The following is a 25339-nucleotide window of genomic DNA, read 5'->3' on the forward strand; positions in this document are numbered from 1 at the left end:
GTTAATAAGCTGAATAGTAATGTTCCTATTTGTCCGAAATATAATAGAAACTTGCAACATTAAATGAAAAATTAAATGTCTGAATCGATTAAATTTGTTGTCACCGGAGAAAGTGCCGGGATAGTCGAAGTGATTATTGATAATACGTCATCAGAACTCACTGTAACATTCATTTATAAGCCAAATCCAGAAATCCCTATCCCCAAAGAAATGTTATTGGGTTATCGTGATTCATCCGGGAAAGGTCATATGATTTCCATGACAGAGGATAATGGTCAATGGATCGCAAAAAGGTCTATCGAGCCAAATGAAAGTAGCGATTTTTTCATGCATCCTGATGTGAAACCGGGAGAATTGACTCAAAAACCTAATATTATCAACAAAATTGCCTTATCTGATGGAAAAATTGTCACATCTGTGTATGAAAATTCTGAATTAGCCAAGAAAAATAAAGGAAGCATACAAAAACGTGTGCTTCATGCAGAAGGTATTTTAAGTGAACCAGTGGATGAGCATTATCAATTAGGCTTTGGGGAGCAGTTGGTTGAAGTTTATTTGCCGGCGGGTTATAGGGCTTCCGACCCTAAAGAGTATGCTATTCAAGTAATGCTGGATGGTGATATGCACTTACGCCAGGATGCTTTTGGAAATGCCATGGGCACAAAGGACATTTTAGATAATTTAATTGCTGAAGGTAAAATGGAGCCCGTCATTGCCGTATTTGTATCGCCTACACAACCTACCATGGAAATGGGAAAATGGGTATCAATGCCTCGACTTAAAGAATATGGTTGTGATCTGCAAACGGATGCGATGCTTATTAAAATTCCAGGCGCGCTAAAACAAGCAGGTATTCCTGTCACAGATGATCCCCAAAAAATAGGTTTATGTGGCCAAAGTATGGGGGGGTTGCAAGCACTGTATACTGCTAAAATGCATCCTGATATTTATGGACAAGTGATTGCTCAATCGCCTGCTGTTTGGTGGGGCCCCTCTTCTCTGCGATTAAGTGGTGAAGAGGTGACTGTTCCTGTGCGATATGAGGATGATCAAACTTGGCGTGCTCCTTTGGCAAATAAGCAAGAACAGCGCTATTTGTTGCATATGCTACAGACTGGTTATGATGTACTTTCCAAGCGTGAAGTACCGAAAGGAAATCCCTATATTTATCTCCAGGCGGGAACCCATGAAACAGGAGACTGTGGTCTAGGTGATGAACCTTTAACCCAGGCAGCCATGTTATTAGCTCAAGAGTTACATGTTGAATGCAGGCTACACGATGGGGGACATACTGCAGAATCCTGGGCGACTGGACTTGCCGTACAGCTGCCTCAGGCACATCCTAAACTGGCTGCTTTTAAGGAGGAGCAGTTGAACTCCATACCAAAGACTGAATCGGGCGCAATTGATTTAACTAAAGCCGAGCGTATTGCTGAAGGAGGGACTCATGTGCTTTATCGATTTCCAGAAGCCCCCTTTGTTATTAAAGTAATGAAACAAAATCCCAACCCTAAAGAGCTTGAAGAGTTAGAAAAAAAATATGCTGTTTTATACGAATGCTTTGACAAAGATGGAAAACAGCGATGCATTCGCGAGCATCATATTACTCTTCCTGTACAGCTTCCGAGAAAAGAACCTCAAAATGCAGCATTGTCAATCGTTCCATATGAAAAATGTTTCAAATCTAAAGTAAAATTTGATTTTAAAATAGAACCTGCCGAACTGGATCCTTACTTAATGGAGCACAATAAAGAGTTGTTTGGTAAGGTACATAAAGCGCTTATACATAAAAATGGCTCTGAATCCAGTTTTGATCTTAATGATTATCTGTTCATTGATGAACGAATTGGTGCAATTTTGCAACGTTTAGATAGTGATCCTACGCTCAGAGACGTAATGATTGAGTTTCTGACTCATTATCGTGATTTTTATCAAAAGACAGGGATTATCATGGATGCCATGGGATTTGAAAACATTCTGTTTTTTAAAGATGAACATGGTGATTGGCAATTTAAAGTAGGAAGCGTGATCAAACACGATACAGGAAAATACACGAACGAATTGTTTGCTGCATTACATCACGGACGAAAAATCGATTTAGACAGTTTTGTCAACTTTACCCATGCTTATTTTTCACCGGCGAACATCAGGGCTGTTAACGTATGTGCCATGAAACTTGGCCTGGAGCCTGTTATTCATAATGTGATGATCGATGCACACGATTTATTTAAAATATCCCAGGCATTATCGATACCAGAACGGATGCTTGCTTATGTGCGGCATGGTGATTTTGAAAAAATGAAACAAATTCTCCAGGAGCATAAAAGCGAGCTACGTTTTAGTTATAGAGATTTTTGGGCATATTCTTTAATTGCTGATGAATACATCAAACATGCGCAGCCTCCTGAAGCCCTGCAAACGTTTCTCCATATTGTGAGTCAATTACCGGTAATTTTGCCTGAAAACAAGGAGGATGCACAACGAGTACAGGATGCAAAAAAAGCAATTATTGCTCGAAACAGGGTGCATGATAAAAAAATAGCGCTGCATGAAGAGCTCACAAAATCTGTGCCTGATTTTAAATTTAGGAATAGGATATCCATTTTACCTGGAGAAAAGGCTTATGACACAGAATCAGTGACCTACAATTATAAAAAACAACTGCAACAAACAAAATCTGAGAACCTTCCTGATACTCCCCTTTTTATTCTGGAGCAGTAACAGTAATAGGGTCTACTTATAAATAAGATGTAGTATAGGAGCGTAGACTTTTTAAAAATCGGTCAGCATTGCATTAATTTTTTAAAAATATCCAATATAATGTTTTTTTGAAAAAATTTAATGCTGGAGAGCTAGGGATGAGTAGTGCAAGTTGTACAAAGGTACAATCAAATGAGCAGGATCCAAAATTAAATTATAAACAAAAGATTAATGTTGATGTTGCTAGTGGGTTAATTGCAGGTATATCCAACTCAGGTCTTTTTAATCCATGGGATCGCGCCTCCAAATCGCAAACTGCCATCTGCATGTGAGGTATTCACTAAAGTATGGAATGAATCAAAAACACCACAACAAGCCTTCTTAAGTCGATTGAGTTTTTTTCAGCAACGATTCAGAATTGGACAGGGCACAGCACGAGTTGCAGTTGGAATGGCTGTTGGTCAAAAACTATTTGATTACACGCAAGCACACCTGAGTAATTTATTCTCAGAGACCTCAGAGAACAGTTTGAAAAAATAAGCAGTTAAGAAAGCGTGGCTTAGAGTTTGCCAGATAAATCAATGTTGTTTATCAAAGCATATTACTTAAAAAGATAAGGAGAGGTTTTAAATGAATCGATATACAGGCGAATGTTTATGTGGTGCATGCCGTTATGTGATTACTGGGCAAAAGCCTACAGCAATGTATTTATGTCATTGCAGTCGATGTAGAAAAGAAACTGGCTCGATTCACGGGGCAACTGTTTTTTTTGATGATGCGCAATTATCCTGGGAGAGAGGTGAAAAAAATATCAGCTATTTCAAACTGAAAGATACAAGAAAGGAGCGTATGTTTTGCACGACGTGTGGATGCCCGCTCCCTAGAAAGAATGAAAAGGGTAACGTGGTGTTACCAGCGGGGACCCTGGATAATGATGCCTCTCTAGAGCTAACTGCCCATATTTTCTATGCGAGTCGAGCATCCTGGGAAGATAAATTAGTGCACTTGCAACGATTTGATGAGTTGCCAAAATGAGACTAAATTGGTTTCAAAATTTTTTAAAATCAATGTGTTAAAATTAGGTGTGGTGACTTTTTAAAGCCCAAGAATGTTAGTGAGATAGGACTCGCTACATGATCTAATTTTTTTCGGTATTTACACATTTATTTATATTTTAACGCAACCAGGAAAAAGTATTTTTTGACCGTACGCCCTGTATAATATTCATAATGTTCAATGTATGATCTATAATCTCAAGTTTAGAGCATTTGAGAGAAAAGTATATATGCCAATTCCAAATATTGTTGTTACTAAAAAAAGCGAATTTTTTATCACTATTGTTAAAAATGGTATTCATAGCATGCTCATGCTGGGGGTTATGGTAAATGGAAAACCTGAACTTTTAGCGAAGGTAGGTAAAGGGAATGTTATTGACAAAGACTTTGAGCATCCCTTCACTCTATTTGGAAAAATTTTGGGAAGTCATTCTGATGCTTCATTGATGGATGAAGGGCACGATACAAGAGACTCAGACATTAGCTATCAAGCGTACTCCATTACTTATGAGCACTATTTAGAATTTTTAGCGATTACAAGAGATATTCATCAGGATCAGCGTGAATTCTATAAAGAAAGAAAAGTTCGAAATGTTCCAGTTAAAAAATTAACCTATCCAGAAAGAGGTGTATTTTATCTTCGAGAGGGCATCAAGTGCTATATTCCTGCGGAAGAGTCCTCAGGGCAAATAACATTGAAACATCAAAAAGTTGATACTTTTGCTAGGGCAAGCACTTTTAATAATGAACAAATTCGCCAAGGTATCATTGACGGGGCAAGAGAAATTAGCGCCTCGAACACATGTCGTACTACAGCACGTGATATTCTTAATTACACCTTACAATATTCTCCCCATGTTCCTGCTTTATTTGCTATTGGGCTTGATTACAAAACAAAACTTGTAGAAGGACAATTACCGCAAAAGGGATTTTATATTCTTCCACCACCACCCAATTGTTTTAAGGTAAATCCTACTCAAATGGAAGTACTCAAGGAATTGTATAAAAAACTTGAGAATCTTCCTAAAAATCAGCCCAATTTAGATATTACAGAGAAAAAATTTAATCAATTAAAATACTTATATCAGGAGATAGCTGGCGAATCTCAATTATCATTGAATCAGCTTTTACATAAGATCACGACTCACAGAGTCGACAATGATCTATTATTTAACACCCGTAGAAGTCAAAGCATTTTTAGTAGCCTAGGTGAAGCACTTGGGTTTAAAACAGGCACTCAGCAGACTTATGACCGAATGACCAAAGCTGTAACTGATGAAATTGAAAGGAAAAAGAAAGGCGAAACAGAAATAGAAGAGGGTGCGATGGTTCCATCCATGTAAGCCAGTTCTAAAACCGGCCAATCACAACTATTCTTACAAGTCAAAACAAATTCGCTGTGATGTATCGACCAATGTCCAGTTGAGGTGCTTCTTATTTTTGCACTATGCCATGAAACTGACATGCAAACGATTTATCTCATTTGCACGAGTTCATAATAGTAAGGGGATATAGGTTTTCCCCTTCCTTGGCTGTGCGACCATAGCTTTTGCGGCGGCTTCAGCACTGCTATCTTGCTGCTGATGTAAGGCAAATCAAAATCCTTGGGATCTGCAGAAATTAAGATTAAAGTCCTGCCAGAAGGCATTGTTGCATTGGACCAATATTGATACATTAAACTATTCATACCAAAAATATGTCGCCCAATAACGGGATAAATGGTTTGAATTTTTCCGTGTTCCAATAGTTTTGCTTGATAAAATGCAAGCTCACTTCCTATATTATATGCATCCAATGGAACAAGTATGGCTTCAGTATTTCTTGCAGCACTCACATTTTTTGCTAAATCATGGAACTGCTCGGTAAAATTTTCCCATGAAATCATTTTTTGAAAGAACGTTTTTGATGCTTTTTCAGAGATGCCAAACGCTATCATGATGATTAAGAGAATATAACAAGGTAATAAAACAAATGAGCTTAGATGCCATTCCTTGTAGAATTTGTTTTTAGAGATCAAGAATGCAAGCCAAGGAATAATAGAGATTAACCCTGGGCCTATCCAATCTAATCGAATCGAATGCTTAAGACTATATACTCCAAAAAAACCCAAAGGAAACAGTGTAAATATTTGCAGAAAGCGTTGGGTCTTTACTTCAATGTTGATGGATTTTTTATTCCATAAGAGATAAAGGCCCATAACCCCAGAAGGCAATAAAAACAGAAAAAGCAAGCCAATAAAATGATGCAAGGAAAAACGATGGGCTGGCTTAAATCGACGCACGCTTTGAAATACAAATGAAGCCCACTCATGCATGAAATTCCAATAAATTACTGGAGTGAAACAGAGTAAGGCAATTAATACACAAAGATAAGGTTCTTTCTTAATAAACCAATATCGTGCTGAAGGGACAATGATTAAATAAAGAAGTACCGCAGGGCCGAGTAATACAATTGTATATTTGGACAACATTCCTAAGCCAAGCCATACACCTGCTTTGTACCAGGATTTAGATTCATCGAAAATAAAGATGCGATAAAAATAATAGAGTGCGGCGGACCAACAAAGCAGAACCGGTTGATCCGGCGTTATTAGGGTAGACTGTATAAAATAAAATGGCATTAGTGATAGCAATAATACCGCATACAGACCCGCGCCTCGATGAATTAATTCGGTTAATTTGAAGCTGAAAAAAGCAGCACCTCCCCAACAAAGCAGTGCAGGAAGACGAACGGCAAACTCATTGGTACCAAAAATCAAGGTAGAAATTTTAATAAGCAAAGCGACCATAGGAGGATGGTCCAGATAACCAAAATCGAGATGTTGCGAATAATTCCAGTAATAGGTTTCTTCAACAAATAGGTTGTGTGAACCAAGACATAAAAAACGTATTGCTACGGAAACAAAAATAATCGAAAAAGTAAATAATATGCTGATATTTTGGCTTACTCCATTATGAGTAAGAGCAATATTTTCGGATTTAAGTATAGAAGTCATTATCCCTGTACAGAAAAACTTAAACAGAGCACATCTTATCCTTTTTAAGGATACTAAGCAAAATAATAGTCTTCTTAATTATCTGATTTATTTGGATGATAAAACCAGGAGGACAGGAGTAGGTTAAAGTACTTGGGTAAATTGGTGTAGATCCACCCTGCAAAAAAACGCAAATAGGTTGGGGCATTCTGGCCCAGCGCTTATCTATATCTATTTTTAAGGCGTTCTTGCATTAAAAATTTTTATAGCAAGAGTGCTCTGAGGATAGTTAGTTTTCTTTAACATATCTGGCATGCTTGTAAAGAAATTACAGGTCCAATTGCTATCTTGATAAGAAGCGGTATTACGTCCTGATGTTGTGCCTGCATCTCGCTCAAGAAATCCTTTTTCAGAATCTGAATCTACAATATTAACCATAGCATGAATTGGATTGGATGCATCCTTCTTAACCAGACAAACGCCTTGATTTAAGCCTATATCTTCAAAATCACAATTGACGATCTTATATTTTGTTTTGCTATTCAGTGCTTGTACAAGTACTTGAATGTCAGCAACTTGTGTACTCACCTTTATTTCAAAAACTGCTTTTTCCTTACTATAAGTAATGCTGACATTATTTCTATTTAAGGTATTATCATATTGGTGTAGGAGCTTTAAAATCGCACTTTTTTCTTGTCGGACATTTATTTTTTTAGTACTACACGATAATGAAATGAGATACATCACGTTCCGTTTTGTTTGGGGTTCAGATTCTGATTTAAAATCTTTAACGTCCTCCTGCATCGCCACGACATGCTCTGTTGAAGCCAAACAAGAAACAGGTAAGGTAGGCGCTTTAGCAGCTCTTGAAATGAGGTAATGCTCTTTATCTATCTTGCGTTTCTTTACCATAGAAGTATTTATTTCGACTTTTTTTCCACTGAACATATAAGCTGAATAACCTGATTCACGTGATGTACATGGGGGCGTTTCTGAGTGATGTTTCTTCATGAACTCATCGATTTTTCTTTGCTCCTCCTCATCTTCTATGGGAACAATTTTTTTACCAACTTCTTTATAATAGTGCTGTTCACGTTGGTTTAACTCGTGTTTTCTTTTCAAGGGCATATAATCCAAATGATGCAATTAGAATAATAATTGAGCGATATTATATTCAAATAAAATTAAGAAATTATTAAAAGAAGAGTTTTTTTAGAGTTTTTTGTTTGTTTTTTTATCAGTGCAAGATAGGTGAATTCTATTCTTCAAACTGTATTGTTGTTGTATTTCTTCCTAATAGGACTTGATCAAGATGGCAGTCTTCAAAAAATCGTGCGATGGTCGGTATAAGATCTAACTATTAGTATCATTATTTCCCCCAGGTGAAAAGGATAATCCCGATTCAGACGTTTTTTGGGGTTGAATTACTGGGGCATTCGTTGCTGGTTGGAACATTCGATAGGGATTGTTGTCACTGGGAGTAGGTTCCTGTATTTTTACCGTTTCTTTTATCTTCGAGGTAACCCCTTCAATATGTTCCTTAACCATTAGATAATCTTGCCCATCTTCAGTTTGCATGAGCTTTCGAATTGCGTTGACGAAACTATCAATATCATCAGAAGAAATGTTAATCTCATATTTTCCAATACATTCACTCAAGAAAGAAAGTAAAGGCACTATTTCTGCTTTTGCTTTTTCTTGAATGGCTTTCGATTTAAATGGTTGGGCATCACTCCCCATTGCAACGATTTTGCTTAAAATATTGAGGGTAAATTGCGGGTCAGAAACTGCCATGAGCATCGGTAATACGAGACTGATATGCTGCTTTTTTAACTCCACCTCAATGAGCTGCTTCAGCTGATCTTGATTATTTTTTGAACCCTCAATAATTGCCTGTAACAATTGTCTTGTTGTTTCTTCATTGGGTGAGCAATCAAAAATGGTTTTCTCATCACTCCGTACATAAGGGGGATCGAATTTTAATAAAATTTTAAAAATATCTACTCGACCACTTTGGGCTACAAGCATTAAGGGTGTCATTCCAGCGCCATTTATTGTATTGAGTAATTCTGGATTTGTATAAAGAATAATTTTTAGCATTTCTTTTGCTGCATCTTTATCTTTTGCATTTTTACAAAGAAGGTGCAATGCATTATTTCCCATCTGGTCTACCAAAGTAATATCTGCTTTACATTCTAAGAACAGGCTTACGAGCGATGGATTATTAAATACGACGGCAAACATTAAGGGAGTCTGTGCTTTTGCATTTCTTAGTTCAGCCATTTTTTTTATTTCAGCTATTACTTCTTCCTGGTGAGTCTCTACCCGTTGTGTAATTACATGATATAAAGTCTCGTTCTTTGCCACAGTACACGCATCGTGTATTGCTGTATTCAAATCTGGATCTACAGCATAAATATTAGCTCCTTGTTTAATTAAATAAGAGGCAATCGCCGGGTTATCTTTTAAACTAAGAGCTAAAAACAGAGGTGTTCTACCATCGGGGAGAGGAGTTTCTAAGACGCTATGGTCTTTTTCGACAAGCCATTTGACCAGTTCGATGTGGCCTTTTTCGCACGCACGATGGATCGCACTGATGCCTTCGGAATCCTGCATTTTAATATCGACGTGGTATTTATTTGCGACTAATTCTAAAAGAGGTAAATGTCCTTCTCTCACAATATAGGTAAGCCATTTAGGATCAGTCTTTATAGCGCGATTAAAGTTAGGACAACAATCCAGCAAATATTCAGCAACATTCGTACGTCCTTCTATAATAGCAAAAGTCAGAGCATTGTTGTTCTTATTTGTAATCGTTTCTATATATTCAACACCTAACTTTTCTACAAATAATTTAACGATACCTAAGTTACCCATACTGCACGCAATTAAGAATGCCATCTCAGCTTCAGGTGATTTTAAAATATCAGGGTGTCTTTCGGCAAAGATGCGCGCAATATCAGCATTGCCATTCTTGCACGCAATTCTAAATAATGGGAGAGGCTCATAGTCAATTTGATGTTCAGGAAGTTTAGGTTCAAGAAGTAGTTTTACTAATTTTTCGTTGCCACTATTGACAGCGGCTAAAATGAAACGTGAGTCATTTTTTAAAATACTTGGATCATGTTCAAGTAAAACTTCAAACGCACCTAGACGGCCTTTAACACAAGCAAGGTATAAGCTAGCAAGATTAGCTTCAGCCTTGTTAGCTAATAATAATTGTGGCAATTCAATATCTTCATGCAATGAAATTGCATAAACCAAAGGTGAAACCTCCTCAGTATTTAATAGATTAATGAGCTCAGGATTACTGCTTATTATTTGCTGAGCGATGTTCGTGTATCCTTCGATGCATGCATGATGTAATACAGTATTTCCTTTCTTATCGGTTAAAGCTGTTTTTGCACCGTTTGCTAACAAAATTTGCACGATGTCATCAAATCCATGCCTGCACGCCAGCATGAGAGGGGTTAATCCTTGCTTATTAGGTATATTAAGGTCAACTCCTTTTTCTATAAGTTTATTTAGAAGCTCAACATTTCTTGATTTAACAGCGGAAAGAAGTAACGTTGTTGTGGAAGTTATATGTAGATTACTTCTTCTAATTTCTCGGTGTAACGCACCTTGAGTAATAGATACATCTGAGCCAAATTGCAATTTGTCTATTTCTTGCATTACCTCACTCGATGGATTTTTTAATGTATTGAGTTGCCATTTATTTTCTTTTGATAAGCCATATATCATTATTGTATTGCCTTGCTTTATCAAAATTGGAATATTTCCGTGTTCTGCCGATGCTCTACTCAATTGTTCTTCTTTCAGAGTTATCCCCTTATTTATTTCTACTACAAACATAAAATAAGGGTTTTGTTTTTGATTTTGAAGATGTTTTGCAAAAGTACCATTTAGGAGGCGCTCATATGCTTGTATATTGAGTTCACTTAATGCTTCTTCTGCTTTTAAGACATCAAGTTTTTGTATTTGAGCCAGTGCTAAATCTGGTTTTTCACATAAAATGGCATATTCCAGGAGTTTTAATTCACGATTCGGAGATTTGATCTGGCACACATCGTCCAATAAATAATCTAAAACCATTTTATTGTTGTTGTAAACGGAACCCATTAAACACTGCTCTAAGGTAGCTGCTAACTGTTCTTGACTCAATTTCGGAGATAATTGCTGATATAATAGTTTAAAATCATTTAAAGGTTGTGAAGTAAACTCAGCTAGAATGGTATCGATATCCCGTTCACCTAAATTCGTTAATTCAAGTTCATATTCTTTAAGTTTACCGATAAAATAATCATATACCTCTCTTTTCTTCCTTCTTATGCTTAGAGAGGTAGAGACAGAGGGAGTGAGATTGTCCAGTATTAATTTAACGACATCGTCATTATCCATTAGACCCGCCACAATTTTTTTTATGGCGACTAGATTATCTGATTTTGCTGCGATTTCAGCCCATGTTTTACCATCAGCATCAATTCGACGCACATCACTAAAACCAGTTTTATGAATATCAGAATTTACTTGTATCGAAGTCATCGTCTCTTTTACTTTAAGGGCTTGATCTTGATTATTTACAGAGGCAGTAAAAACTATGCCAATGTATTCACCTTTATTATCCTTTTTAGCAAGGGGCATATATGCGCCTGTTATAAATGCTGTTATTTCTTTGACAGGCGAGGGATCATTATTAAAAAATTTGAATTTACGATTTGGATCAAATGCGATCCATTGGTTATTCACATAAGTAAGCTCAATTGCATGATTGCAAGCAGTTAGGCTAAATGTAATAGGTTGATATTGAGGTGCAATTTCTGTAAAAGATTGGATCAGTTTTTCAAGTGATTCATTATTATAAATACCACATACATCTCCTGCGGGGAAAATGTTTTTTCTCTGAAAATATTCAGGACTAACTTGATGGCCATTTTTTTTCTCGATTAAATCGATAACTTTTTTAAACGATGCATTTAATGTTTTGAATGGCTGTTCTTGTTCACTGGATTTGAATACAGTATTTAGCTCTTCTGCAAGAAGTGTTCCTCTTACCTCATCACCTTTTGGATTTATGAAAACATAGTCAAGTCCTTCTGGAGTAAATTTAGCATAGAATTTGCCTTTTTCTGGTACTTGATTTGATAGCTCTTCAATGTCGTATTCATTTTTCCATTTGTCCAAACCCAATATTGAAAGTGTTTCTTCTACTTCCTGAGTTCTAATCGCGAGTTCATTAGGAAATAACTGTGAGTAATGCCTTGGTTGTTGCAGGATCTCGACCATTTCACAGAAGCTAGCGGCTTCAAGCAACAGTTTTTCTGTTTCGGTGAGTTCTTCTTGTGGATTTTTTGCAATTCTTGCCCATAACGCATTAATCTCTTCTCTTTTGATGAGGTGACGGTTTTCATTGATAAAATCTAACATTGTAAAGAATGAATCAGCTTTATTATTGAGACAATAGACCATAAACAAGGAAGATAATCCACGACATACTCCACCTCGACTACTTCTGTATCCCAGCCTTCTCATACTATTAATAAACCATTTTTGCCCATCAGGAAGACTTTCCATTTTGGCTTGCATAAGACACCTGGATTCATTTATTGCTTATAAGTCTAATTATAGACCATTTGGTGTGGGTGAAATGAGCAAAATTGAAGCGATTTTCAATCTGTAGCGGCATCAAAATCAGAAGAAATGAGATTGGAGATTTGTTGGGAAATGTAACAATGAAAAATTCAATATAATGAATGCATTATGATTTGAAGGGCATCCTAAGAACAGGGCAAAAATCAATGTTTGAACTAAGTTTTTGAGGTTGGTGAAAACGTCTTGTTCAGGTCTTTTTCTAAAGTTGTGTCATCAGGTTTCTTGAATAAAGAATAATAGCTCCGTGCTACTTTTGAAGAGCGCCAAGAAATCTCTTTTTCTTTTCCTATATTTAAAAAATCTTTTTTAGCCTGTAGATAACTATAAACACCATTCTCTCGGGCTTGTTCTATAACCTTCAATTGCGCTGCTACAGTTGCGGGAATTTTCTTCTCTTTACCTTCTACGACTATGGTATGCTTTTTCCATTGAAGCCCGACGTCCCAATTGCTAGCACGTAAATATTTCTCTGCTTTATCCAAGAAGAGTTTGGCTTGAAATTCATCGGATGATTCAAGTTGGGCTATATTTTTTGTTATTTCTTCGGATAGTTCAAAGATTTTTTCAGTATAATCTACCTTAGGTTGTTTTTTTAAATTGTCTACCCTATTTTGGTATGGAATAAGTGGGAGTAACTTTTCACATAGTTCTCTCCTAGCAATCAATTTGCTATGGACTGGAACGCATGCATTTTTTTTGCTTGGATCCATCATCTGGGTTACATTATTCCGAGCAGCATCCAAAACACCTTGCAAAGAAGAAAAATTCCCCTTGACCATTTTTTTCAAACATTGTTCAATATAATGTGTATATTGCTCGGTGATAAATTCTTTATTAAAGATATCAATTTCTTCAATAGCTGGATGAATTTCTTTTAGATAAGCATCAGACTGTTCTATTGATTCGATATAAAACTGTGTGCGTAAGTCATCATGACCGGCTGTAAACTTTACTTTATCAACGTCTACTTTTAAATGGTCGAGATTTTCTGATTCCAAACCTTGAGTAATCATTGCGCGTAACAGCTTCGCTTCGGAACTTAGGAACGTTGGTGAAATATATTGTGAAAATTGTTCATCCATTTCAATAATTTTATCAGCTTGGAGCTGTAGCTCAGTTAACTTGTCATCATGTTGAGAAGAATGAGATGAGATTAGCTTGGCAAGTTCTTGATTTATTTCTTTTAAGGCTTGATGCACATTCCTATAATAAGTTTTCACGAAATCATCTTGCGACGCTTTGGGTAATTGTTCAAACCGTTCAATAGCTGCCGCAAAAAATTGTTCTTTATAACGTTGTTGGATTTCTTTTTCTGTACTTAATTCAGGTAATTTCGCAAGTATTGCTGACATTTCTACATGTAATACAATAGGAGAATGTTGAAACTCAGATAGTCTAAAATCAGGAATGCTGGTTAAATAAGACGCTAACGTTTTATTGATGCAGCCTGGACCATAATTTTTAGGAGCATTTTCTCCGTCGCCTTTTAAATAAGCAATAACCCCATTATATGCCCCCATCTCATAATTAAGCTCTACTATATGTCGCAATGGGTTTTTTCTACCATTATCAATCTTAATTGTTCGATAGTTACTGCGTTGATAAATTTGATTAATAATATCTTGATGACTATCAAAAACCACTATATCTTCTTCATTCAAGACAGCTTTTTTATATATTCCTTTTTCGTATATTCTTTTTTGGTACGCAAGTCGATGTTGATAAAATGCTTCGATCTGCGGAATATGTTGGAGAAAAAGCTCTTTATTATCCTGAATCTTTTGCCTTGCTTCTTCCCATTGATGAAGGTCGCCATATTTCTTCTGTAATAGTTTCGGTTTATCCGCATTAAAAATAAGTTCTTTTAATAGGGTTTGCAATGAAGGTCTGGCAGTTGAAGGTTTGGCACTTGGCAGTTGAGGATATTCTGTCTCCATAATGACTTCTGCTAACTGAAATAAGTCGTTCCAAACTCCCGGCATTTCACCAAATAATTCAGGATTTTTGAAATCCTTTAAAATACCGCCTTCAACTGCTTGATAATAATCAACATCATTGCTCGGTTTTCTAAGTGCATGATGATGTTTTATGGCATCCAAATGGATGAATTTATCTGAAGTTAATTTAGCTGCTTTTTCAGGAATAGATTCAATTTCTGCTTGTAGCTTTTTAATTTTTTCTTCTAATTTTTCTTTTTTTGTTTGTAATTTCTTAGTCTCTTTTTCTAATTCGTCCCTATCTTTTTCTGCGGGGAACCGTGTTGCTAATTCGTCCAGATCTTCTTCTGTAGGTATCTGGCTTTTTAAGAGGTTAATTTGTTCTTCTAATTGAGCACTTTTTCTTTGAAAATGCCTGGATGTGGTTGCTTTTTCATGATGTAAAGGAAGAGTATCTAAGAAAAATACCATATGCGAAATATCCATCTTCGCGTTTTTTTCTATTATTGTTTTTAATTGTGCGAACGGCGATTGTTCCTCATTATCGGGAGGCGTATGGCTGCAAGCAAGAGTTACTTCCATACTATATTTCTTGGCATAGTTTAGTACATTGATCAGTTCCTGCGTCCTTGTCATTTCACCATGATTCAACTCGATGAGTACATCATCTATATTGAACACAATAAGCTTTGGACGTTTAGGATACCCCATCTCTTTGGGTTTTTTCTGTTCAATACGCGATTCAAAAAAAGGAATTTCATCTTGAGCTTCTCGAGCAGCAGCAGATCTAATGGCTTTAATTCTTAAAACATTTTCCCTAGATTCTTGATATTGCTTTGTAAGAGAATTTTCTTGCTCTGAGTCTGAGTCTGAGTCAACGGTTTCTGTTTGGATTTCCGCTTCAATTGCGCTTATCACATGCTCAATGAACTCATTCTTATCTTGTTTTTGATATTCTGATTTTAATTCAGCAAAGCGATTTTTTAATACCTCAAACTCAGGGCCTCTCAATTGAGAACCATTTTTAAGACGCATAAAGTCTTTGACTAGATTTTCAAACCGCACTCTAAAATCTGTTGAGGTGATAAGAAATGGAAGACGCTCTTCAATTAAGTCAATAACCTGCTGCCGTGCTTCTGCATAGTCTTCTTGCCTTGGGGTTTCACGTACTTCTCCTTTCTTCGGTTTTTTAGTCGCAGCTAACTTTGAAACGTCTTCTAATAATAGGTCGATTTTTTTAGAATAAATACTGTCATCACTATAATACTCTTTTGGAAAATCTTTGAGCAGAGTATTTAATACAACTAAAATTATGCCAGTAACAAATTCCTCGAGACTTTCTTTTTTCGATTCGACTTGTAAAACCTCCCATTTAAGTAAAATGGATAAATGGGCAACATGTTCTCTTTTTTCTTTGAATAACTTATCCAAAGTTGAAAATATGTCAGGGGTTTCCATTTCATCTGGCTTTGTAAAATCAAATATGATCTTAAATGCAGTGAACTGTTTTTTTAACGTCATCCATTGTCTCGGGCTCAGTTCATTAGTGGCAATTAACTCACTTAATTCTTCATGGATCAAATGCATTTTTCCAGTTATATGAACCGGGTCCACTGTAAGATGGTCATAATCCAAAAGAAAGAATTGCTCTATAACGTTGATACGTTGTTCCACCTCCTTATCAAGCACCTTATAGTCATTATCAATTTCTGCTTTTTTTAATAGTTCAATACATTGTTTCCATTGATAATATTTTTCTTTTAAATTATTGAATTCTGCTTTTGTAAATTTCTCTGGATCATGATTAATTATTGCATCTAATATTTTATCGCCTGTTTCTAAAATATTATTTAATACATCAAGTTTTAATTGTATTTTGTTTGGATTACTTAAATTTCTCGAATTTTTTAAATAGGCATTCTGCACGCGCACCTTAAAAGAAGACTTATAGTTATCAAATTGATCCTGCTCCATTTGAACGTGCTCAGGAAGAATTCCTTCCAACTTATCAAGAATATCTTGGTAGTTTCCAGTATGTGTTTGTAGATCAAAAAACACTGCCAGTTCATCGAGGTTTCTCTGTTCTGCAAAACCATGTAGTAAGAAGTCGGTAGAATTCTTAATTGACCCGAATAATGTTAATGTAGGCTCAGAGATAAGAGGATTTTTACAAACATCTTTCACCCACTTAGGTAATTGATGAGGAGGAGTCGAATTTAATTCCTGATATTTTTCTATTAACTCAAGAAGTGCGGCTTGTTCCGTTTCAGCCGATATCTGCTTGGGTATCTCAATCTGTTGAAGGAGACGATCAATTTCCTGCTTTAATAAAGTTCCATAAACAATGTAGCACTCAATATCTTCTTCAAGAAAGGCTTCAGGGCCAATATGTTCCTGAATTAAGTATCCGGCCTCCTCAATGTAATCTTTCTGTAGATCTGTTTCTATAAAATGCCCAGGTTTTCCCTTAGGAGTTTTTTCTGCTCTCATCTGAGCGAGTCGTTCTTCAGAATTAAGTTGAGAATACTTCGGATTCAAAGATGCCAAAAGGTAGGCAATTTGAGCACTACGTCCTTTTCCTTTTCGACAATGTGCATGGATATTTTGTTCTGGAGGAGTTTTCTGGCCCACTTTTTGGACATGGGCTAATTCTTGTAGAGTTAATTCCAGAGGTTGCTTATCCCGAAGAGGAAAATGGTGTACTTGGATAGGAGCACTTCCATTGATACTGATCTCATAAGTTATAAATCGTCCTACTTTTCTAACTGGACGTGAAGTAATATGAATATTTTCAAGTTCAGGAATATCAGGAAGTGTTACTCGCCCATTGGCATCGGGTATGAAGTAATTAATAAAATCATTTAAAGCTTCATCTTTTCTTATTTCCCTTTGCCCAGAATCTGCTTGAGGATAATAAGGAAACACCCTACCCATAGCAAATACATGAGTTACATTATTGGTGAGTAAATTGTTTAAATATCTTGCGATATCCTGTTCCGCTTCATAAAGTTCAGGATTTGTCTCAGGGGTAAGTGATTTGGCGGAACTAGGTCCTGGTGAAATGGAAACATTAGTATCTTTAAATTTAAAATAACCCATGCCTATCATTTGCCGGGTCGGACCTGTTAATTCCATACTTAAGGGATTTACAAGTCGGAACAAAGTAGGCGGCAAAAACTCTGCGAAACACTGTTTCGCCAATCCCATACTCGGCTGATTCGAGCTTATATACTCATCATCACGATCCATCGCTGCAGAAGTGAGATCATTGATTACAGAACGAATAGCAGATTCAAAAATGATCATTTCTCTTACAGAAAGATGCTTGAATCCATAAGATTTCAGTCGTGTTTTAATTTCATTTTCATTGAATTTTATCTCATATTTTGCAGCAATATCTTTATTTATAGAACCGTCTGAATTAAATACTCCGTAAGCATCTAGTTCACGTAACGATGCAGATTTATATGTTCCAAATGTATTTTTTATTTGTGCAACATTTCCTTCAAGAACAGCTTGATCCATCTTATTAGGGTCTGACACTATCTGACCTAATCGAATTAAAAACTCACGTTTTTCAACTTCTGAAAATTCAACCTCCTCTTCAGGTTGTACTATTGTTTGAAATGTTGCTAATCTTGAGGATATCTCTCTACTTGCATAACGCAGAGAGTCTCCTTTATTGCCCCGGCTATCCAATATAGTAATAAGATCTTGATTATAGACGCTATTTGGAGCGCCAAGTGCCTTCATTTTTTTATGGCTATAAGCACAAGTAAAGTCTCCACAAGCATACATATCTCTTTGTGGATGAGTAGGGCCTGTGGTTTCAATTGTTATTTGACTCTTATCAATCCCACATTCTTTTAACAAATCCAAAGCGATGTCCTTGATTGCATCTGCACCACTTGGGCCAAAAGGGTCAAATAATTCAAGGTGATATTTCCCTTTCCCACCTACAGGTTTTGTTAAATAAAAACCTCGCCAATGACCAGGGCCTATTGGAATAAAAATATGGTCAAAATGTTTATTTTTAAGGGCTAAGTTCAAGCCCTCTTGTGCTGCTTCAATAGATCCGGAGTCAAAGCGATTTACTGGCCCCAACACCTCGATATTGTTATGGGATTTGGGCATTAACAAAGACATATCGTGGTCTTGCAATTGATCCCGCAGGCTGCGCTGATGAATATATTTTAGATCAAAACGTCCCTGAGCGTGGTGTTTACTCATATTTATATTTTTTTCACGATCGTTTTGCTCTATGACCATAGAGTAAATGGAAGCAGCAACATTTTGAAGCGAAGACGCATCAAAAGGCTTTGCGAGCTGTTTGCCTACAAGCTCAATAACGTCATCGCTTTGAAAACCTAAAGGCACATCATAACTAGCAGCCAATTTATTGACAGCATCGAGAAGAATTTTGCTTTGGGCGGTTAATTTCTTATTGTAACGTTTAATGAAATTTTCCAAGCTTTTCTTTTGATATTCTTCACTTAATGCCATTACTATTCCTCAAGCATGTCATTCGTTAAAAAATTCCAAGCATTATGACAAGTCCAGGGATTTACTGTCTGCTCTGAAGGAGCGATCTAGGCTTATCCTGTTTTTTATGCACAGAAGTTCCTCCTATTGTAAGCTTATATCATTAAGATTAAGAAAATATGAGCAACTCATTAGGTAAAGGCATTAAATACAGATTAATAATGCAGCTTTTTTCCTAATCACACAGTATGTAATTGTACGACTAGCGCCCTCTATGGTCAATGTTTTGTAACCTTGTTCTTGACAAGATCATTGCGAATAACAATAATTCGACTGATTTTTTGAAATCCCTTCGCTGCAAGGACTGTCGGCCCTAACTAGGAAAAGAATATGAAAAATAAAATAGTTAAGTTGGCACTAACTTCCTTATCTTTTACTTGCATGCTTGATGCTTATGCTGTTGATTACCGTTTGAATGGCTTGTCGTTAAGTACTTCTATAGGCGTTCTGTCAGGTAATGCCCATGAATATGTTTATAACCAAAAAACAGATACTAAGCTAAGCCAGCTCAATTGGCGCATAAAGAATGCTGCAATAATAAATGGGGAATTAAATTATGATTTCCTGACTTGGCTCAGTATTAATGGCAGGGGCTGGATCACCTTGGCAAAAAATAAAGCTTCCATGGATGATTATGATTGGCTCAATCCCTATCAAGAAACCTGGACTGACTGGTCACATCATGAGAATACGCATCTTAATTATGCCAATGAAGTGGATCTGAATCTAAGAGCTTGGCTGATGCAAAATGAACATTATAAGCTAGGTCTGGCAGCAGGTTATCAATGGAGTTCCTTTAGCTGGCGCGCAATTGGTGGTTGTTACCAATATAACAACGGCACTGATATGGGGTGTTTTCCTGGTAATGAGCTTGGAATTGGATACCAACAAAAATTTAGAACTCCTTATGTTGGCTTAGCAGGGAAATATTTCATCAATAATTTTGAATTCAATGCCTTTTTAAAATATAGTAATTGGGTTTCAGCACGAGATCATGATGAACATTATGCTCGCAACTTAACGTTTAAAGAATATGGAAATAACTCCAGATATTATGCTGCAACAATTAATTCTGGCTATCATGTGACACGTAGTGCGACAATTTTTGTTGAAGCGTCTTACAATCATTATTCTAATGGGCGTGCTGATACTGAAGTAATCGACAACGATACCGGTGAGCATTTCTATGAGAACGACTCAGCTGGTTTATCTAATAAAAACTATAGTGTTGCCCTAGGTTTGCAGTATCTTTTTTAAGATGAGCCGAACAATATATACTCTCAATTCTGAGGGCCCCCACGACTTGTTCGCGGGATCCAGTAGATCTGCCCTAACACACTGGACCCCGCGGACAAGCCGATAGGCAGAGATATAATCAAGCGACTGTTGCTTGCAACCAGGATTTTTTCAACAAAGAGGTTGAGCTATATTGACCCAACAATCCGTGATGAATTTTAATTTTTGTTGGGTTTAAAGACCCAATATATTGTTCTTCTTGTTAGTTTGGCCCCTTATTAGAGAACATACTAGTTACTTCATCGTGTATCGCGCCTCCGCCATTGATAATATTTCTTATGGTATTGTTCACTTCACCAATATTTTCGTTGGGCGAGTTTTGGGTAAAAAACATTCCTGAGAAATAAGTTCTTCCCTGATTGAGCAGATTGGAGCCTGGCCTTCTTTTTTTCCCTATGTCATGGAATTGAGAAATTAACAATCCATTGATTACCAAACCTGCTGTCAAAGCAAGACGGGAGTCAATTAAGAGCAGGGGAGATAGCATCAAATTTACCACTCCCAAAACCTGTAAGGTTTTTTGCATTTTTACATCAGGAGTATCGTTTCTAGGCATAGTAAATCTCCTTATTATTTTTGAAAGGCTAGGTGGGGAAATAGAGAAAATGAACCAATCATATGCCCGATTATAACACAGAGTGCTCAAGTGGCAAGTGATTGATATTAACATTATTTAGTTTCATTTCCTCCTATTTACTTGCCTCTAATTTGTCCCATAATTGACTTCAAAGAAAAATATTTTATACTGAAAAATCTCATGCTATACCATGAATTATCATGTTCAGGATGAACGCCGATGCTCTTTCACCGGTTACCTTTAAAGTCTCTGTCTTATTTTCACAAGGCTCCCATTCGTTTTATGGCTCAAGTTGCTCACTGCCATGGGGATATAGCTGGTTTTCAGTGTCTGCATCAGCGTTTATGGGTAATTCGTCAACCTGATTTGGCTGATGCTTTACTAAAACATAGCGGTTTTGCCAAGTCTTCTCTTGTTTTTAAACAGCTAATTCCTATTACTGGCCGCCAAGGGTTGGTCCAGTTAGATGACAATGATTGGAAACATAGAGTACCTGCAATTAAGCCGCAGTTCTCTATTCAAGGACTGAATGAATCATTACCTTTGATAACTACTAATATTGATAATGTATTGCAACAGTTTGATAAAGGGCTCATTGATATTCACCCAATCATTATGAGATTGACCATGGGTAATATATTAGCCTTAATGGGTATTGAAGAGGTGACGGATATATCACCAATCATTAATGACATGTTGGTATTAAATCATTACTGTGGCCAACGCATGCGGCAATTGCTGCGCTTGCCTTTATTTTTGCCTTTACCTTCACATCGCTTGATTCATAAGAAAGCGTTTGAGTTGAGAACCAAATTAGACATCCTATTACAAACAGCCAGAGTCCGTACTAATTCACCATTACATCAACTTCAACTACACTGGTCTAGAAGGGAATGCATAGACCACCTGAGTACGTTTTTATTTGCTGGTTTTGAAACGACAGCAAGTTCTATTACTATAGCTCTGCATTATCTGGCTAACAATCCAGAATGGCAACAGGCTATATTAGAAGAAAGCACCAACAGCGCGCAGTTGTCAGTGCAATCACTGAAGCAATGGTTTTGGACTCAAGCACTTTATTGTGAAACACTTCGTTTGTATCCTCCAGCATATATGCTAGTGCGCCAGCCAACTGTCGATGTTAATTTATACAATCTGAATTTCCGGCCTAATGATTTGGTGATCATCAATATCCATGGAATGCAAAGACATAAAAAATACTGGCCAGATCCAAAGTCATTTGATATCAGGCGCCATCTGAATAGTTCTCCATTTGCAAATAAAGCATTCATGCCTTTTGGTTTGGGTAAGCGTATTTGCACCGGGCATCAGTTGGCCATGACTGAAAGCATGATGATTTTATCTGCAATGTGTCAGCGTTTTTGCTTATCAACACCAAGTAGTATCAAACCAATAATGAATGCTGAAATTACGCTACATCCAAGGAGCCGTATATGGTTGAATTGCCAGCTACGCTAAGCTGTTGGTTAAGGGAGTACCTAAGATTAAACATGGGACGTGATGAACGTTTATTTACCCAGTTTTTGTCTTTTGGTTATGCAAAGACTACTTTATCCAGCGTCAGCACTCTTTTTTACGAACAATGTCAATTGGCAAAATGGATGCTAGGCTCACTCATTACGTTGACAGATGATTTCACCGATCATCCTTCATTCAAGAGCATGCAATGGGTAACAAGTTTTATTGCTGCAATCCAAGGTGGTCATCAAATAGCACCTTTATCTGCTCATCAGCTGCAAGCATTAAACTTGGCTTATCAATTGTACGGATGGTTACAACAATCCATTCATAAAATGACACTGCAACCAAGACTTATTGCGCTCATTGAGTTTGACTTACAACAGTACTTTCTCAATATGCGTTTTAGTACTTTTCTCAATAGTGAGCCTTTATTGATTTGCAAACGAGAGTATTTATGGCACGCACCTCATAACATGGGCATGGTTATTGCGGGAATGATGGATTTGGCCTGCAGTGATCACATTGAATGGCAAGAAATGGCAGCCATGCGCGAAATTTTTTACTGCGCTCAACGCAGTGGGCATATCTGCAACACATTAACCACCCTGGATAGAGAAACAGAAGAAGGGTGCATCAGCAATGAAATTCAATTAAGAAAAATGCATGGGAAGAATGGGAGCGAAGAAAGCATTATTGAACTTCTGCAACAAGAAAGAGCTAACTTGTATCAAAAAATAGCTAATGAATCGTTAAAAACATTTTCGACCAAAGGTTATGTGCAAGGACTGCGGCAGCTGCAAACTTTGCATGAAGACATGCAAGGTGTGATATGAACTCCTCACTAACTATCATTGGTGCAGGTGCAAGCGGGTTATTATCAGCGCTGGTTTTAGCGCCGTACTATGAAGAGATTTTACTGATAGACCGATATTGGCCTGATGAGCTTGGTGTCAGTCAAGGAACACCTCAAAGCCACCATTTGCACGTACTGTTAGCAGAAGGGCAGCGGTTGTTAAGTTCCTTATTGCCGGATGTTTGGCAGCAATTAACAGCCAACTCACTCCCTGTTGTTGATTGGGGCAAAGATACCTGGTGGAAAACGCCACATGGCATACTTACGCCTAATGATTGCGCCGTGAGAACTCATCTATTTAGTCGGCATTACTTTAACCAGGTTTTATGGTCTCAATGCCAGCAACGGAAAAACATTAAAACGTTAACCGCTACAGTGGAACATTGGTTGATTGCAGAAAGAAAGATAAAACAATTGCAATTTAAAGCGAGAGAATCTCTAGCTATAGCAGGACACGTTATTGAAGCGCGGGGTAGAGCCTCCGGTTTGCACACGCAATTAGGTCTGGAAAGTTTACACGTGAATAATCAATATCGCTATTTTTCTACTCGGCTGGAGCAAAATGATTGGTCAACCGATTTAAAGGCCAAACAGGTTTATATCCAGGCATGCCCTAAAAAACAACCTATTGGTCTGGTTTTATCGCCCATAGAGGGAAATGCCCTGATTTTAACATTAATTGATACTACAGGAACTATTAAAACGGATGAGCAAAAACAAGCGGCAGTAAGCTGCTTATTTAAAAAAAACCAACTGGGCCATATCCATTGTCAGGGAAAGTCCTGGATTCCTTATGCTAATTTGAATAATACGCGTTTAATTATTGAACGCCAGCGTTGGCCTTTGAACTTATGGGCTGTTGGAGACAGCATTGGATACCAAAATCCTGTCTATGGGCAGGGTTTAACGATTATTCTTAAGCAAGTAGATTTGTTAAAGAGACGCGGTAAAGTGAATTGGTTGAAGCAAAAACAGCTTCACCGATGCAGTTGGATGCCTTGGTTATTGGCTTCTAATCAGGATATGTCTGGTGAGAAAAATAATGTTTTTCAATGGTTGATGCAAAAGTTATTGCGACAGGCGTCCAATGATCCATCTGTTGGGGAAACATTTATTCAGCTTTTGCACCAAATCAAATCTCCCTGGATTTTATCGAATCCAAGATTGATACTCAAACTTAGCCGCAGAGGTGATTATGATTAAATTATACCAATACCCAGGTGTTTGGGGTATGCCCAGTTTATCGCCATTTTGCAGTAAGGTATTTTATTTTTTAACCTGGGCTAGGCTCCCTTTTGAGGTCATCCAGGTTTTCAATCCCCGCCAAGGCCCCAAAGGTAAGTTTCCGGTGATCGATGATGAAGGGGTTGTGGTTGCTGATTCAGAATTTATTATTAAGTATTGTCGGGAAAAATATGGGGTGAATATCGAGGATCCTATTGGCGATTTGTCTATCAGACGATTAGTAGAAGAGCATCTTTATTTCATTATTTTATATTCACGCTGGATTGATCCAGAAAACAAAGCACAGATTGATAGGGCGTTTAGACATTTTTTTCCCAAAGGCACAGGCAAACTCGTGTTATCTCTAATTCGTCGACAATTACGAAAACAAGGCTATTTTCAAGGAATTTCCCGGCATAGCAGACAGCAAATTTATCAAAAAGGTGTCGAGGATTTGCAGGCTGTTGAGTCTTTCATTGTCCAGAGTCAGCAAGATGGGTGTCGTGTGGTTGATATGTCATTGTATGCCTTTTTGCAAGTCATTCAACAAACACCACTGGATATTCCTATTCGCTCTTATCTAATTGAGTCACAAGCCATCCAGGATTATTTAGTTCAGAAGAGAAATCTATTTGAGCATTAAATGAATCTATCGTTAATAAGATTTGTTTTTAAGAAATTCATAGCGTATCAAGTTTTTCAGATTAGCATACCGCATCCGTAGCAAGGTTTGATTTCAATTCTGTAAAAAATTTTCAACGAGACTAATCTATTATTGCCCACTTTATTAGCGTGGAGTAGAATTTCTGCGGCTGCAGTTTAGAGTAAGCAGAAAACTCAATACATTATAAGGAAGCAATAAAGTGGAACGAAGTTCTCATCCTCCTGTGCACCAACATTTCAAATATCGTGCCGACATTGATGGCTTAAGAGCTATTGCTGTTTTATCGGTAGTGGCTTTCCATGCTTTTCCCCAATGGGTGAAGGGAGGATTTGTTGGCGTAGACATTTTTTTTGTAATTTCCGGCTTTTTGATTTCCACAATCA

The 25339-nt window shown here is 37.1% G+C and carries 15 protein-coding genes; 10 read left to right on the forward strand and 5 right to left on the reverse strand.

All coding sequences use genetic code 11. From position 1 onward, the window contains the following. The first annotated feature begins 75 nt into the window (after window positions 1–75). The 4 genes from A8O27_RS03225 (at window position 76) to A8O27_RS03235 (ending at window position 5098) form a co-directional block, all read left to right on the forward strand. Window positions 76–2721 (forward strand): alpha/beta hydrolase, encoded by a 2646-nt coding sequence (locus tag A8O27_RS03225; protein WP_058457877.1) that lies wholly within the window; start codon window positions 76–78, stop codon window positions 2719–2721. Between the two features lie 234 nt (window positions 2722–2955). Next, window positions 2956–3240 (forward strand): hypothetical protein, encoded by a 285-nt coding sequence (locus tag A8O27_RS18705; protein ID WP_131744458.1) that lies wholly within the window; start codon window positions 2956–2958, stop codon window positions 3238–3240. 90 nt (window positions 3241–3330) lie between these two features. Continuing rightward, a complete protein-coding gene (locus A8O27_RS03230) occupies window positions 3331–3735 on the forward strand; it encodes a GFA family protein (protein WP_058457878.1) in 405 nt (134 codons plus the stop codon). 250 nt (window positions 3736–3985) lie between these two features. Further along, complete coding sequence (locus A8O27_RS03235) at window positions 3986–5098, forward strand: hypothetical protein (protein WP_058457879.1); 1113 nt, start codon at window positions 3986–3988, stop codon at window positions 5096–5098. 131 nt (window positions 5099–5229) lie between these two features. Here the strand turns inward: A8O27_RS03235 and A8O27_RS03240 are convergent, their stop codons facing one another. The 4 genes from A8O27_RS03240 to A8O27_RS03255 form a co-directional block, all read right to left on the reverse strand. Then, entirely contained in the window at window positions 5230–6750 is a 1521-nt protein-coding gene (locus A8O27_RS03240; RefSeq protein ID WP_058457880.1) for a glycosyltransferase family 39 protein, read from the reverse strand. Window positions 6751–6966: 216 nt separating this feature from the next. Further along, window positions 6967–7851, reverse strand: coding sequence for a hypothetical protein (locus A8O27_RS03245; RefSeq protein ID WP_058458091.1), 885 nt, complete (start codon window positions 7849–7851; stop codon window positions 6967–6969). Window positions 7852–8082: 231 nt separating this feature from the next. After that, window positions 8083–12315: an ankyrin repeat domain-containing protein gene (locus A8O27_RS03250; protein WP_058457881.1), complete on the reverse strand. Its 4233-nt coding sequence runs from the start codon at window positions 12313–12315 to the stop codon at window positions 8083–8085. A 221-nt stretch (window positions 12316–12536) separates the two neighbouring features. Next, window positions 12537–18821 carry a hypothetical protein gene (locus A8O27_RS03255; protein ID WP_160116263.1) on the reverse strand — a complete coding sequence of 2095 codons (6285 nt, stop codon included), beginning with the start codon at window positions 18819–18821 and terminating at the stop codon, window positions 12537–12539. 369 nt (window positions 18822–19190) lie between these two features. Between A8O27_RS03255 and A8O27_RS03260 the strand changes: the two genes are divergently transcribed. Next, a complete protein-coding gene (locus A8O27_RS03260; RefSeq protein WP_058457882.1) occupies window positions 19191–20117 on the forward strand; it encodes an omptin family outer membrane protease in 927 nt (308 codons plus the stop codon). A gap of 241 nt (window positions 20118–20358) precedes the next feature. Here the strand turns inward: A8O27_RS03260 and A8O27_RS03265 are convergent, their stop codons facing one another. After that, entirely contained in the window at window positions 20359–20712 is a 354-nt protein-coding gene (locus A8O27_RS03265; protein ID WP_058457883.1) for a hypothetical protein, read from the reverse strand. Window positions 20713–20952: 240 nt separating this feature from the next. Here A8O27_RS03265 and A8O27_RS03270 point away from each other — a divergent pair, with 240 nt between their 5' ends. The 5 genes from A8O27_RS03270 to A8O27_RS03290 form a co-directional block, all read left to right on the forward strand. After that, window positions 20953–22212, forward strand: a complete 1260-nt coding sequence (locus A8O27_RS03270) for a cytochrome P450 (protein ID WP_058457884.1) — start codon at window positions 20953–20955, stop codon at window positions 22210–22212. Further along, the gene (locus A8O27_RS03275) at window positions 22188–23048 is read left to right on the forward strand and encodes a hypothetical protein (RefSeq protein WP_058457885.1); all 861 of its coding nucleotides are present in this window, start codon (window positions 22188–22190) and stop codon (window positions 23046–23048) included. The genes A8O27_RS03270 and A8O27_RS03275 overlap by 25 nt, the downstream gene beginning before the upstream one ends. Further along, window positions 23045–24271 (forward strand): FAD-dependent oxidoreductase, encoded by a 1227-nt coding sequence (locus tag A8O27_RS03280; protein ID WP_058457886.1) that lies wholly within the window; start codon window positions 23045–23047, stop codon window positions 24269–24271. The genes A8O27_RS03275 and A8O27_RS03280 overlap by 4 nt, the downstream gene beginning before the upstream one ends. Next, on the forward strand, window positions 24264–24935 hold the full coding sequence (locus A8O27_RS03285; RefSeq protein WP_058457887.1) for a Tom37 metaxin N-terminal-like domain-containing protein: 672 nt from the start codon (window positions 24264–24266) through the stop codon (window positions 24933–24935). Before A8O27_RS03280 ends, A8O27_RS03285 begins: the two co-directional genes overlap by 8 nt. Before the next feature lie 220 nt (window positions 24936–25155). Further along, window positions 25156–25339 (forward strand): acyltransferase family protein (locus A8O27_RS03290; protein ID WP_154669231.1); only part of this gene is annotated, 184 nt, incomplete at its 3' end.

The organism is Legionella bozemanae (genome assembly GCF_001648595.1).
Taxonomy (GTDB): Bacteria; Pseudomonadota; Gammaproteobacteria; order Legionellales; family Legionellaceae; genus Legionella; species Legionella bozemanae.